The sequence below is a fragment of the Candidatus Sodalis pierantonius str. SOPE genome (assembly GCF_000517405.1).
Classification (GTDB): domain Bacteria; phylum Pseudomonadota; class Gammaproteobacteria; order Enterobacterales; family Enterobacteriaceae; genus Sodalis_C; species Sodalis_C pierantonii.
Map to the genome: position 1 here is coordinate 2,664,738 of NZ_CP006568.1, position 13,024 is coordinate 2,677,761.

A 13,024-nucleotide genomic window follows, 5' to 3' on the forward strand; every position below is an offset into this window, starting at 1 on the left:
TTCGGTTTTATCGCCGGCGCTTTGCGGGCGTCCGGCATTGACAGTGTTGCTGATAAAAAGTGTTTGCGCCAGTCAGGAACGGGTGGCGGCCTTCATTTCGCGCACGAATTGCGCCAGTTTTTCCAGCATCAAAGCGGGATCATCCACATGGTTTTCGATAATCCGCACAATGGCCGAGCCGGAGATGGCGCCTGCGGTGCCGGCCTGCAAAGCGGCACACACCTGATCGGGTTCGGAAATGCCGAACCCCTGAAGGGTCGGCGCCGCGTGGTACGCCTTCAGGGTATTGGCCAAATGCGCCAGCGGCGTATTGGCCCGTTTTTCGCTGCCGGTGACGCCGGCGCGCGAGAGCAGGTAGGTATACGCCCGGCCGTGGGAGGCGATTTCGCGCAGCAGATCATCGTCGGCGTTGGGCGGGCAGATGAAGATGGGCGCCACACCATGGCGCAACGCGGCTTGGCGAAACGGCAGACTCTCTTGCAGCGGCACGTCCGCCACCAGCACCGAGTCGACGCCGACGTCGGCGCAGCGGGCGTAGAAAGCGTCAATGCCGTCGTTGTACACCAGATTGGCGTACATCAGCAGGCCAATGGGTATGTCGGGGTATTTGGAGCGAATCGATGCCAGTATCTCAAAGCAGTGCGCCGGCGTGACGCCGGAGGCAAACGCGCGCAGGTTGGCGTTTTGGATGGTGGGACCGTCCGCCAACGGATCGGAAAACGGGATGCCCAACTCCAGCGCGTCGGCGCCGGCGTCGATGAGCGTATCGATGATTTGCAGCGAAAGCGCGGGGTTGGGATCGCCCAGCGTCACAAACGGCACGAAAGCACCTTCGTTGCGGGCCGCCAACCGGCTGAATAATTGCTGATAGCGTTCCATATTAAATTTCTCCTCGCGCCGACAAAATATCATGAACGGTGAAAATATCTTTATCGCCGCGCCCGGACAGGTTAACCACCAGGATCTGCTCTTTCTCCGGCTCCGCTTTAATCATCCGCAGCGCATGGGCCAGCGCGTGGGAGGATTCCAATGCGGGGATAATGCCCTCATGGCGCGAGAGACGCCGGAAGGCGTCCAGGGCTTCTTCGTCGGTGACCGATACGTACTCGGCGCGGCCGATGCTATCAAGGTAAGCATGCTGGGGGCCCACCGACGGGAAATCCAGGCCGGCGGAGATGGAGTAGGACTCTTCAATCTGCCCCTCGGCGGACTGCATCATCGGCGATTTCATGCCGAAGTAGATGCCGGTGCGGCCGTGTTTCAGCGACGCGCCGTGCTGGCCGGTTTCAATGCCCAGGCCGCCCGGCTCCACGCCTATCAGACGCACGTCGGGTTCATCGATGAAATCTGCGAACATGCCGATGGCATTGGAGCCGCCGCCGACGCAGGCGATGACCGCATCCGGCAGGCGCTGCTCGTGCTCCTGCATCTGCGCGCGCGTCTCCTCGCCTATCATCCGCTGGAATTCGTGCACGATGGTCGGGAAGGGATGCGGACCGGCGGCGGTGCCGAGCATGTAGTGTGCGCGTTCATAGCTGGCGGACCAGTCGCGCAACGCTTCGTTACAGGCGTCTTTCAGGGTGGAGGAGCCGCTGTGCACCGGAATGACCTCGGCGCCCATCAGCCGCATACGAAAGACGTTGGGGGACAGGCGTTCGATGTCTTTGGCGCCCATATAAATCCGGCATTTCAGCCCCAGCAGCGCCGAGGACAGGGCTGAGGCTACGCCGTGCTGGCCGGCACCGGTTTCGGCGATAATTTCGGTTTTGCCCATCCGTTTGGCCAGCAGCGCCTGCCCCAGCACCTGATTGGTTTTATGGGCACCACCGTGCAACAGATCTTAGCGTTTCAAATAAAGTTTGGTCCGGGTCCCGGCGGTCAAGTTGCGGCACAGCGTCAGCGGCGTCGGCCGACCGGCGTAATTCACCAGCAGATCGCTGAATTCGGTCTGGAACGCCGGGTCGCTCTGGGCGCTGACGAACGCTTCCTCCAGTTGAATAAGCGCAGGCATCAGGATTTGCGGCACGTACATGCCGCCAAACTCGCCAAAATAGGGATTAAGTCGTGTCATGCTCTTTTGTCTCTCACGGTGTCAGGCTGATGGTTAATAGGCGCGCAGCGTCTGAAATACCGTAGCCAATTTATGATGATCTTTAATACCGGGCGCGCTTTCTACGCCAGAGTTGAAATCCAGTCCGGTGCAGCCAAGGCGCGCCGCGGCCACGCAGTTATCCGCCGCCAGACCGCCCGCCAGCATCACGTTATCCAGCGTCGCTCCGTTTAACAGCGACCAGTCAAAAGGCTTGCCGCCGCCGCCATTATCGAGCACATAGCGATCCACCTGGGCCAGATCGCGTGCCGGCAGAGCGTGGCGCATATCCAGCGCTTTCCAGATGCGGCATTCGGGCGGCAGGGCCTGACGCAGCGCGTCGATGTAGGCCTGATCTTCGCCGCCGTGCAGCTGAACTGCCGCCAGCGACAGTGCGCTGGCTTTCGCGGCGACCTCGCTCACCGGCGCATCGCGAAACACCCCGATATAGCGAAGCTGGGCGCCGGCCATCACGGCGCGGGCGGTGTCTTCCTCCACATAGTGCGGGGAGCCGGGGATCAAAATCAGCCCGCCGTAGAGCGCGCCGGCCTCCAGGGCGGCGCGCGTGAGGCCGCAGACTTTGTTTTCCCCGAGCAGCACCCGGCGTACCGCCATCGTCAAGTCGGGTTCGGCCATCAGCACGCTGCCGATCAGGAAGCCATTGGCGTAGTGGCTGAGAGTTCGCGCATCCGGCGATAATGATTGATGCCGGACTCGCTGATGACCGTGACGCCCGCCGGCAGACGCGGGCCCAGGGTGCGGGTGCGGTTCAAATCGATAGACAGATCGCGTAAATCGCGATTATTGATTCCCACCACTTTTGCTTCCAGCGCAATTGCGCGCTGCCGCTCGTCGTCGCTGATGACCTCGATCAACACGCCCATGTTCAGGCTATGGGCCACCGCCGCCAGTTCGCGGTAGGTGCCGTCGTCAAGGACAGACAACATCAGCAGAATCGCGTCCGCCTGATGCAGCCGCGCCAGGTAAATCTGCCACGGATCGATGATGAAATCTTTACATAATACCGGCTGGCTCACCGTGCGGCTCACCTGGCGCAGAAAATCGAAGCTGCCCTGGAAATATTTCTCGTCGGTCAGTACCGAAATAGCGGAGGCGTAATGCCGGTAAACGCCCGCGATGGCGACCGGGTCGAAATCGGCGCGGATAAGGCCTTTGGACGGCGACGCCTTTTTGCATTCCAGGATAAACGCCGTGCGGGTACCGGACAGCGCGTGATAAAAACTGCGCGTGCTGGGTTGCACCTGATGACGGAAACTCTCCAGCGGTTGCAGCCGTTTACGCTCGGCTACCCATTCATATTTGTCTGCGACGATCTTCGCAAGTATTGTGTCCTGCATGACTTTCTTATCCTCTTGCTGCCAGGGCCATCACGCGCGCATAGGGGGCACCGCTGCGAATTTCCTCCAGCGCCCGATGGGTGTTGTCACGGAGATTTTCCTGCCCGAACAATTTGAGCAGCAGGGCCACGTTGGCGGCGACGGCGGATTCATGCGCGTGTTCACCTTTACCTTGTAACAAACGCGCCAAAATGTCACGGTTTTCTTCCGGCGACCCCCCGCGTAGCGCCTCTGCCGGCTGGGGCGACAGGCCGAAATCCGCCGCGCTCAGGGTGTAACTTTCAATCGCGCCGTCACGCAGCTCCGCCACCTGAGTCGGCGCGTGCAGCGCCACCTCGTCCATGCCGCCGCCGTGGACCACCGCGGCGCGCTGGTAGCCCAGCACGCGCAGCGTTTCGGCGATGGGCAATACCAATTCCGGGCTATAGACGCCAATCAGCGCCAGCGGCGGACGGGCCGGGTTTATCAGCGGCCCCAGCACATTAAACAGGATACGGGTCTTCAACAGTTGCCGTACCGGCATCGCGTGACGGAAGCCGGAATGATACTGCGGCGCGAACAAAAAACACATGCCCAGTTCATCTAACGCCTGGCGCGACAGCGCCGCCGGCATATCCAGCCGGATGCCGAACGCCGCCAGCAGGTCGGAAGAACCCGAGCGGCTGGATACGCTGCGGTTGCCGTGCTTGGCCACCCTGGCGCCGCAGCCGGCGGCGCCGGCGATTTCCTCGGGGTATTCGCCGCGCACTTTCATGCTGATAAGGGCGGCCGCCAGCTGTTCCGGCGCCAATTGCCCTTGAATGATGGCCCCGAACAGCTGCTGGCTTTGTTCACGGCTGATTCGTCCGCCCTGGTAGAGATGTTCCAGTATCGCTTGCATAAAAAGGTCCTTGTGGTTACGCCAGCGCCCAAGCGAGCGTTTGATTTAACAAATGTGCGCCTTGGGTGGTTAAAATGGATTCAGGGTGGAATTGGAAGCCGCAGATGCGATCGGCGTCATTGCGTACCGCCATCACCATGTCGTTATAGTGGGCGTTAACCGTCAGCGAGTCCGACACCTGACTGCCGACCAGCGAATGATAGCGCGCCACTGGCAGCGGATTCGGCAGACCGGCGAACATGCCCTGATTGTCGTGGCGGATAGGCGAGGCTTTAACCGTGCAAAATTTCGCCCGCCTGGCCGACGTGGCCACCGTAGGCTTCCACTATCGCCTGATGCCCCAGGCAGATGCCGATGATCGGTAACCGGCCGTGCAGTTGGGTGAGCAGTGCCGGCATACAGCCGGCCTGGGCCGGGCCCCGACGACAGCATCAGGATCGGATTTTCCATTTCACTGAGCGCCCGCGTGATAAGTCCGGCCGGCAGCCGGTTGCGGTAAATCACCACCCGATGATCGTTGGCGCGCAGTTGATCCACCAGATTATAGGTAAATGAGTCGATGTTATCGAGTAACAGGATGTCGGCCATCAAAACAGCTCCTTTGCGTCGTGGGCGGTAGCAATGGCGCGCAAAACGGCGCGTGCTTTGTTGCGGCTTTCGTCGGCTTCCGCCTGGGGCACGGAATCCAGTACCACGCCCGCCCCGGCCTGTACCGTGGCGATGCCGTCTTCGACATAGGCGGAACGGATGACAATGCAGGTATCGAGCGCGCCGGCGGCGGTGAAATAACCTATCGCGCCGCCGTAGCTGCCGCGGCGTTCGCCTTCCGCTTCGGCGATAAGCTGCATCGCCTGGACCTTCGGCGCCCCGCTCAGGGTGCCCATGTTCATACAGGCGCGGTAGGCGTGCAGCACGTCAAGGTCGGCGCGCAGCTGGCCTACCACCCGCGACACCAAATGCATCACGAAGGAGTAGCGATCGACTTTGGTCAGATCGGCCACATAGCGGGTGCCCGGCTCGCAAATGCGCGCCAGATCGTTGCGCGCCAGGTCCACCAGCATCAGATGTTCGGCCAGCTCTTTATGATCGGCGCGCATTTCCAGCTCGATACGGCTGTCGAGATCGGCATCGAGCGTGCCGTCGGTGCGGCGACCGCGGGGGCGGGTGCCGGCGATGGGGTAAATTTCAATCTGCCCGGAGTCGGGGTCGTATTTCAACGAGCTTTCCGGCGAGGCGCCGAACAGGGTAAATTCATTGTCCTGCATGAAAAACATATACGGGCTGGGATTGCTTTTCTTCAACTTATGGTAGGCGGCGAGCGCCGAAGGACAGGGGAGGGAGAAGCGCCGCGACGGCACCACCTGGAAAATTTCCCCCTCGCGGATCGCCTGCTGCATGAGGCGCACGTTTTGGCCGTACTCCTCGTCGCTCTGGCTGCAAGTCAGCGTCATGGTGTCGATGACTTGATGCGGGATCGGTTCCGGCGCCTGGGTAAACTGATGCTGTAATTGCTCAAGCCGGTGCTGCAACCGCTGCTTTTCCGCCACATTGGCGCTGAACAGGCTGCACTGCAATTCGCAGGTCTGCTGCTGATGATCGAGGATCAGCAGCGTTTCGGCGAGATAAAAACAGTAGTCGGGGCAGCGCTGGCCTGGACGCAGCGGCGGCAGGGATTCAAAGCCCGCGACCAGATCATAGGCGAACAGGCCGCCGACAAACATCGCTTTCGGCGCGTCCGGCGGCTGGCCAAACAGCGTCAACAGCAGGCGCAAACAGTCAAAAACCGACAACGAGCGCAGGCGGGCGTCCTCATCCACGGCCTGTTCCGTCTCCGGGAAGGTTAACTCGCGGCCGTAGGAGTGGGTAATGACCGTGACCTGCTGCGGCAAAGCGGCGTCCAGAAGCGGCAACAGCGCAGCGCCTGCAGCGTGACGGTCTGGCCGAGGGCGGTGATACACAGCGCGCTATCGACAACCATCATACTTTCGAGATCATGCTTCTTATCAATCTCGGCCGATTCCAGCAGCAGTGTCGCGGGACGTGCGCCGCACAACTGGTTGAACATCGCCGTAGGGTCGGGACGGTAAGGGGCCTGCTCGTGCAGCAATTCTATCTGGTACTGGCTGGTTGGCATTTGCATTATCTGATTTCCTGATTGTCGCCCATGAAAAAGCCCGCTGATGCAGCAGCGGGCTAGTGGGGATCTTGCTCTGTCTGATGACAGCGACGCATGATAACACCACCCGCTAAAGGGAAGTGCGCCACCAGCGAAGCAGTACGGTTATAGATGTCATCATTTTTAGCATCTCGAAGGCGTGTGTTTAACTGCGTACTAGTAAACTAGTTCAGAGATAAAAAGTTAACCTTAATGGTGGCGCTGACGAAAATAAATCCACTAGTTCGATTCAGCTCGGTTTACCGCTATCATGGAGGGCAATGTAAACCACGGGCAGACTCCCTTGACAGCACAACCGATGACATCCCCCCTGCGGGTGATTTATGACCTGCACAGCCATACTACCGCCTCCGATGGCCTGCTCACGCCCCGGGAACTGGTGGTGCGCGCCCAGGCGATGGGCGTCACGGTGCTGGTGATAACCGATCATGATACCGTCGATGGCCTCGAGCCTGCCCGGGAGGCGATTGCGGCGCTGCGCTTGCCGCTTAACCTGGTGGCGGGGGTGGAGATTTCCACCCTCTGGCAACACCACGAGATCCATATTGTCGGATTGGGCATGGCGCCTTCTCACCCGGCGCTAACGACGCTTTTGGCATCACAGCGCGCGCATCGCTTGGCGCGCGCGCAGGCTATCGCCGAAAGGCTGGTAAAGGCGGGTATTCATGATCCCTGGCACGGGGCCAGACAACTGGCGCAGGACGATCTGGTCACCCGCGGCCATTTCGCGCGCTATCTGGTGAGCCTGGGCGTGGCCAGCAACGTCAGCAACGTGTTTAAAAAATATTTGTCGCGGGGGAAAACCGGCTATGTCCCGCCACAGTGGTGTACAATAGAAGAAGCGATTGAAGCGATCCACCTAGCAGGGGGACAGGCGGTAGTGGCGCATCCGGGACGTTATCAACTCTCGGCCAAGTGGTTGAAACGGCTGCTGGCGCAGTTTACCGCCGCCGGCGGTGACGCCATGGAAGTCGCGCAGTGTCAGCAGTCGCCGCAGGAAAGGAGTCAGCTTGCGGGCTACGCCCGTGATTATCACCTTCTTGCTTCACAAGGGTCCGATTTTCATCAACCCTGCGCATGGATTGAGCTGGGTCGCAAATTGTGGCTGCCGGGAGGGATTGAGCCGGTATGGCGTGACTGGCCTGTGTTGCCTGCCGCCCATCCCCCCGCCACCGCAGAGGGATAAACCTGGTAGCCCGTGTCCTTTGCCGGCCGCCCTAATAAGGAGTGTTTGATTAATGAGTCAGTTTTTTACCCTTCATCCGGATAATCCGCAGCCGCGTCTGGTCAGCCAGGTGGTTGATTTGCTGCGCAAAGGCGCGGTCATTGTCTATCCTACCGACTCCGGTTACGCCCTGGGCTGCCAGCTTGAAGACAAAACGGCTATGGAGCGTATTTGTCGCATTCGCCAGCTGGACGGCCATCACAATTTTACGCTGGTATGCCGCGATCTTTCTGAATTATCCACCTATGCGCAGGTGGACAATCAGGCGTTCAGGCTGATGAAAAATAATACCTCCGGCAAATATACCTTTATCCTGAAGGCCACCAAGGAAGTGCCGCGTAGGCTGATGAGCGACAAACGCAAAACCATCGGCCTGCGCGTGCCGTCGAACCCCATCGCGCTGGCGCTGCTTGAGGCACTGGATGAACCGATGATGTCCACCACCTTAATGCTGCCGGGCAATGATTTTGCTGAATCCGATCCGGAGTCTATTCGCGACCATCTGGGTAAACAGGTGGATCTGGTCATCCACGACGGTTTCCTCGGCCAACAGCCGACCACGGTCATCGATCTGACCGACCCGGCGCCGCGGGTGGTACGCCAGGGGGTGGGCGATGTCTCGCCGTTTTTGTGAGGCAAGCAGCGGCGAGTGGGGCGCTGATAAACTGACTGCAGGCTAGGGCGGCGCCAAGACGCTCTCCCGTAGTGTGATTTCACAGGCCGCCGGCGGCTGAGCTCCCGCGCTTTGGAAGTCAGCGGAATCTCCGCCGATGGGCTTAGGGTCGTGCTGGCGCGGCGCAAAGGAATGCCCGCCGACGGGCGCAGGGGGTGAGCAGTGGCTGAGCGTCGAGGGACGCGGGTGCCGTACAAGGGAATGACCCCGGCTCGCGAACCGTTACCGCAAGACAGGGCGGTCGCTCGTAATCTTACTGCCGCGGCGGTGACGGACGCGGCCTCGTTTCACCCAGCAATGCTCGCGCGGGCGAATAAAGCTTACAGCGGGTAGTGTATTGCTGTATAATGGCGCAAGTGATTTAATTTAACTAATTGATTTTAATATATTTACATCCATCTGGCGCCTGTGAAGGCGACATGCGAGGTTCGCCATGAGCGAAAAACTGCAAAAAGTCCTGGCCCGCGCCGGACAGGGTTCCCGCCGAGAAATCGAAGCCATTATTGAACAAGGCCGCGTGAGTGTAGACGGTAACGTCGCTACATTGGGCGATCGCGTAGAGGTCACCAGCATCACTAAGATCCGGGTGGATGGCCGCATTATCACCATTAAGCCGGTGGAAGACACGCTTTGCCGCGTGTTGGCTTATTATAAGCCGGAAGGCGAACTCTGTACGCGCCACGATCCCGAGGGGCGGCCAACGGTTTTTGATCGCCTGCCGCGTCTTAATAATGCCCGCTGGGTGGCCGTCGGCCGCCTGGACATTAATACGTCGGGGCTATTGTTATTTACTACCGACGGGGAACTGGCTAATCGCTTGATGCACCCGAGCTGTGAAATCGAACGGGAATATGCCGTGCGTGTTTTCGGCGTGGTGGATGAGGAAAAACTGCGGCAGCTGACCCGTAGCGTACAGCTGGAAGACGGTCCGGCGGCCTTTCGCAGCCTGACGTTTCAAGGGGGCGAGGGCCTGAACCAGTGGTACAATGTGACGCTGACGGAAGGGCGCAATCGCGAGGTGCGGCGCCTGTGGGAGGCGGTGGGCGTCCAGGTCAGCCGGCTTATCCGCGTGCGCTACGGCGACGTCACGCTGCCCAAGGGGCTGCCGCGCGGCGGCTGGACCGAACTGCCGCTCGACAATATCAATTACCTGCGCGAAAAAGTGCAGTTGCCGCTTGCATCGGTGACCAAGCTGCCGGTAGAGCGCGATCGCCGCCGCCTGAAGGCCACGCAGATCCGGCGGGCGGTCAAGCGCAGTAGCCAACGAGTGCCCTCGCGCCGCGGCGGGCAAAGCAGTAAGCGCAATAACGGCATAGGCTAACGGCAACGGCAACGGCGCCAGGGGTGAATACCGCCCGGGTCCAAGACGCGCCCCCCAGAGCGGCACGCCACGGGATGCCGTGTAAGGTGGCCGCGTCACGTCACACGGCAGGCGCCTGCGGGGACAAATTAAAAAAAACCATTAAGTGACAGTGTCACCAATCAATGCCCTGCTGCGCCATGATGCCGGCATCGAAAGCGTGTTTAACCGGCCGCATCTCGTTGACGGTATCCGCCATGTCCAGCAACTGTCGGTGGCAGCCGCACCCGGAGATGATGACGCTTTGCCCCGCGGGACGCGCGTTAAGGGCGGCGATGACCTCCTCGCGGTCCGATAATCGTAGCTTATCATATACGTCAACTCATCGAGCAGCACGACATCCAGCGTGTCGTCCGCCAGCATTCGCCGGGCGTGGTGCCACGTATCGCGCGCGTCGGCGCCGTCAAGTTCGCGACTTTGCGTCTCCCAGGTAAACTCGGTGGCCATCACCTGAAACTCGACGCCGTGCGGCTCCAGCAGCCGGCGCTCGCTGTTAGGCCACTGGCCTTTGATAAACTGCACCACCCCGGCGCGTAACCCATGGCCCACGGCGCGGGTCACGGTCCCGAAACCCGCGGTGGTCTTGCCTTTACCGTTGCCGGTGAAGACGATCACGATCCCGCGCCGTTCGGTCGCGGCGTCGATACGGGCATCGACTTTTTCTTTTAACCGCTGCTGACGCTGTTGATGACGCCTGGCATCCATAAAAGCCCTCTCCATCAAGGCCGCATCGCCGTGGCGGCAATAGCGGCCGGGTATCAGGTCGCCGGACCGGGTTTACGATCGGGCTGTGCGTCAAAGCTGATGCCGGTTTTACGCCGGCTGTCGTCGCCCATCAAGTAAAGATAGATAGGCATGATATCGGCCGGGGTTTTCAGCCGGTCCGGATCTTCAGTTGGAAACGCGTTGGCGCGCATGCCGGTTCGGGTGCCGCCGGGGGTTAATACAATTGACCCGCAGCGTCGATGCGGGATACTCCTCCGCCAGTACCTGCATCATTCCTTCGGTGGCGAACTTGGATACCGAATAAGCGCCCCAGTTTGCCCGGCCCTGGCGGCCCACGCTGGAGGTGCTGAAAATCAGCGACGGGCTGCTGGCTTTGAGCAGCAGCGGTAGCAGCGCTTGCGTTAGCATAAAGGTGCCGTTGATATTCACCGCCATGACTTCTGACCAGCGCGCGGGGGTTTGCTCGGCTATGGACACGATTTTCCCCAAAAGGCCGGCGTTATTGAGTAAACCGTCCAGGTGGGGGATTTCGTCGGTAAGACTTTGGGCCAGCCGCTGATAGGGCGCCGGCTCGGTGCAGGCCAAATCCAGCACCAGTACCCGAGCCTCACGCCCGCCGGCCTCGGCGATGGCCTGTTTCACCGTGTTCAGTTTATGTTCAGTTCTACCAAGCAACAGCACCGATGCGCCGTGGCGGGTATAGGTCAGGGCCGCCTCGCGGCCTATGCCGTCACCGGCGCCGGTCACTAGAATGCGTTTATGATCCAGTAAATTACGTTTGGGCTGATAATACACGCCTCACTCCTCAGCTAGGAAACGTTGCCGCCAATCGCCGATTATCGTGGCTCCCATGGACAGACTTATCTCTTTTTATGCCTGATCCAGCAGGGTATTTCAATCGCCGGGAATCCGATGTCGACCTCATCGACGCCGACGCCGGGGGCATTGCCGTTACGGCGACCCGGGTTTGGCCCGCGGGTCGTGTCCCTGCGGCGGCGGGGGACGGGAACCCTTGACCCCGGCGGCAATATTCTGATTTTCCAGGCGACGCGGCGCGGCGCCTTGGCTAGAATAGTTGTCAACGGTTCTCATTATTAGCAAGGTGGTTTTGTGGAATTTATTTCGCTGTACGGACTTTTCCTGGCCAAAACCCTTACCGTGGTGCTGGCTATCGGCGTGCTATTACTGCTGGTGTTTGGCTTACGCATGCGGTCACGCCAGCGCAAAGGACAGATTCACATTCAGGACCTGGGCAAACAGTATCGCGAAAGGCAGCGTGAAATGCAGCTGGCCCGGATGGGTGAAGCCGAGAAGGGCATTTGGCATAAACGGCACAAAAAGCAGGATAAAGCCGACGCCAAACAGGCCAAACTGCGGGCGAAGCGGGGTGATAACGCGGCGTCACGTTCGTGTCTGTACGTGTTGGACTTCACCGGCAGTATGGATGCCGGCGAAGTGAGCTCGCTGCGCGAAGAAATTACCGCCGTGCTGTCGGTTGCCAAATCGGGAGACGAAGTGCTGCTGCGCCTGGAAAGCCCCGGCGGGGTGGTACACGGTTACGGCCTGGCAGCATCGCAGCTTCAACGGCTGCGGGAAAAGGGCATACCGCTCACCGTGGCGGTGGACAAGGTCGCCGCCAGCGGCGGTTATATGATGGCCTGCGTTGCAGACCGCATTGTCGCGGCCCCCTTCGCCATTATTGGCTCCATCGGCGTGGTTGCCCAGATCCCCAACTTCAATCGCTTATTAAAACGTAACGATATTGATATGGAGCTGCATACCGCCGGCGCCTACAAACGCACGCTGACGCTGTTTGGCGAAAATTCCCCCGCCGGGCGCGAAAAGTTCCAGCAGGAGTTGAATGAGACCCATCAGTTGTTCAAGACCTTTGTTCAGCGCATGCGTCCCGCGCTGGATGTGGACGCCGTCGCCACCGGCGAACATTGGTATGGCGAGCAGGCGCAGCATTTGGGGCTGGTGGATGCTATCGGGACCAGCGACGATGTGCTTATTGAGCAATTGGCGCGCCATGAGGTAATAAGCGTGCGTTTTAGCCGGCCGAAACGCTGGATGAGTCGCTTCACCGATAGCGCCGTGTTGAGCCTGGAACAACGGCTTCTGCGCTATTGGCAGCGCTCGCACAAGCCGCTGCTGTAATCCGCAGGCTGCAGCAAGCTTGCTACGCCGCCGCAGGCAACCGCCGCTAGGGTGACATTGGGGCCAGAGGGTTTCGCCGCACCCAGGCGGCCTGACTCTGGGCCTGGCCCCCCTGCGAGGCGTGGGAAATAACTTATTGCCCGAGAAGCGGTAATTCTTATGCCGTGTCCTACGCGCTTTCGCAACGAAAGCGGCGCGCCCGGCAGGTTGAGATACTGTCTAGTTTCAACGCGAGCCTCGCGCTTCCACGCGCGGACGGCGGTTTGGCGCGCACTTCGCCTCGGCATTGGTCTCATTAAATTTCTCATCAGGCGTAACAGGCGACGCCCCGGCGGGGCTGAATTTTTCAGCCCGGTCTTTCGTTTGATAACGCGCGCCGG

General features: G+C 60.3%; 7 protein-coding genes, 6 pseudogenes and 1 other annotated feature. Of the genes and pseudogenes, 4 read left to right on the forward strand and 9 right to left on the reverse strand.

Annotated features, from left to right (window positions below; translation table 11 throughout):
• Nucleotides 1-72: 72 nt before the first annotated feature.
• The 7 genes and pseudogenes from trpA to trpL all read right to left on the reverse strand — a co-directional run bounded on the left by trpA (nucleotide 73) and on the right by trpL (nucleotide 6,633).
• Nucleotides 73-879, reverse strand: coding sequence for a tryptophan synthase subunit alpha (gene trpA / locus SOPEG_RS13530; protein ID WP_025245749.1), 807 nt, complete (start codon nucleotides 877-879; stop codon nucleotides 73-75).
• Nucleotide 880: 1 nt separating this feature from the next.
• Nucleotides 881-2,071: pseudogene (gene trpB / locus SOPEG_RS13535) on the reverse strand (tryptophan synthase subunit beta).
• A gap of 33 nt (nucleotides 2,072-2,104) precedes the next feature.
• Nucleotides 2,105-3,447, reverse strand: a pseudogene (trpCF, locus tag SOPEG_RS13540) (bifunctional indole-3-glycerol-phosphate synthase TrpC/phosphoribosylanthranilate isomerase TrpF).
• A gap of 7 nt (nucleotides 3,448-3,454) precedes the next feature.
• Nucleotides 3,455-4,327, reverse strand: coding sequence for an anthranilate phosphoribosyltransferase (gene trpD, locus SOPEG_RS13545; RefSeq protein WP_025245750.1), 873 nt, complete (start codon nucleotides 4,325-4,327; stop codon nucleotides 3,455-3,457).
• 16 nt (nucleotides 4,328-4,343) lie between these two features.
• Nucleotides 4,344-4,915: pseudogene (locus SOPEG_RS13550) on the reverse strand (glutamine amidotransferase-related protein).
• Nucleotides 4,915-6,461: pseudogene (locus SOPEG_RS13555) on the reverse strand (anthranilate synthase component 1). Before SOPEG_RS13555 ends, SOPEG_RS13550 begins: the two co-directional pseudogenes overlap by 1 nt.
• Nucleotides 6,462-6,491: 30 nt before the next feature.
• Nucleotides 6,492-6,600: a sequence feature (Trp leader region), on the reverse strand.
• Entirely contained in the window at nucleotides 6,574-6,633 is a 60-nt protein-coding gene (trpL, locus tag SOPEG_RS30930) for a trp operon leader peptide (RefSeq protein ID WP_148296350.1), read from the reverse strand. It overlaps the preceding feature by 27 nt.
• A 168-nt stretch (nucleotides 6,634-6,801) precedes the next feature.
• On the opposite strand from trpL, the gene rnm reads away from it, so the two are divergent.
• The 3 genes from rnm to rluB all read left to right on the forward strand — a co-directional run bounded on the left by rnm (nucleotide 6,802) and on the right by rluB (nucleotide 9,722).
• On the forward strand, nucleotides 6,802-7,689 hold the full coding sequence (rnm, locus tag SOPEG_RS13560) for an RNase RNM (RefSeq protein WP_038468781.1): 888 nt from the start codon (nucleotides 6,802-6,804) through the stop codon (nucleotides 7,687-7,689).
• Between the two features lie 52 nt (nucleotides 7,690-7,741).
• Nucleotides 7,742-8,362 carry an L-threonylcarbamoyladenylate synthase gene (locus SOPEG_RS13565; protein WP_025245752.1) on the forward strand — a complete coding sequence of 207 codons (621 nt, stop codon included), beginning with the start codon at nucleotides 7,742-7,744 and terminating at the stop codon, nucleotides 8,360-8,362.
• Between the two features lie 472 nt (nucleotides 8,363-8,834).
• Complete coding sequence (rluB, locus tag SOPEG_RS13570) at nucleotides 8,835-9,722, forward strand: 23S rRNA pseudouridine(2605) synthase RluB (RefSeq protein ID WP_025245753.1); 888 nt, start codon at nucleotides 8,835-8,837, stop codon at nucleotides 9,720-9,722.
• Nucleotides 9,723-9,876: 154 nt separating this feature from the next.
• On the opposite strand, the pseudogene cobO reads toward rluB, so the two are convergent.
• Both cobO and SOPEG_RS13580 read right to left on the reverse strand, forming a co-directional pair.
• Nucleotides 9,877-10,466: pseudogene (gene cobO, locus SOPEG_RS13575) on the reverse strand (cob(I)yrinic acid a,c-diamide adenosyltransferase).
• Between the two features lie 53 nt (nucleotides 10,467-10,519).
• A pseudogene (locus tag SOPEG_RS13580) lies at nucleotides 10,520-11,282 on the reverse strand (YciK family oxidoreductase).
• Nucleotides 11,283-11,597: 315 nt separating this feature from the next.
• Between SOPEG_RS13580 and sohB the strand changes: the two are divergent.
• Complete coding sequence (sohB, locus tag SOPEG_RS13585; protein ID WP_025245754.1) at nucleotides 11,598-12,644, forward strand: protease SohB; 1,047 nt, start codon at nucleotides 11,598-11,600, stop codon at nucleotides 12,642-12,644.
• Nucleotides 12,645-13,024 lie beyond the last annotated feature (380 nt).

Coding starts and splice junctions, on each gene's coding strand:
- trpA (WP_025245749.1), bottom strand. CDS start 879: ATGGAACGCTATCAGCAATTATTCAGCCGGTTGGCGGCCCGCAACGAA.
- trpD (WP_025245750.1), bottom strand. CDS start 4,327: ATGCAAGCGATACTGGAACATCTCTACCAGGGCGGACGAATCAGCCGT.
- rnm (WP_038468781.1), top strand. CDS start 6,802: ATGACATCCCCCCTGCGGGTGATTTATGACCTGCACAGCCATACTACC.
- SOPEG_RS13565 (WP_025245752.1), top strand. CDS start 7,742: ATGAGTCAGTTTTTTACCCTTCATCCGGATAATCCGCAGCCGCGTCTG.
- rluB (WP_025245753.1), top strand. CDS start 8,835: ATGAGCGAAAAACTGCAAAAAGTCCTGGCCCGCGCCGGACAGGGTTCC.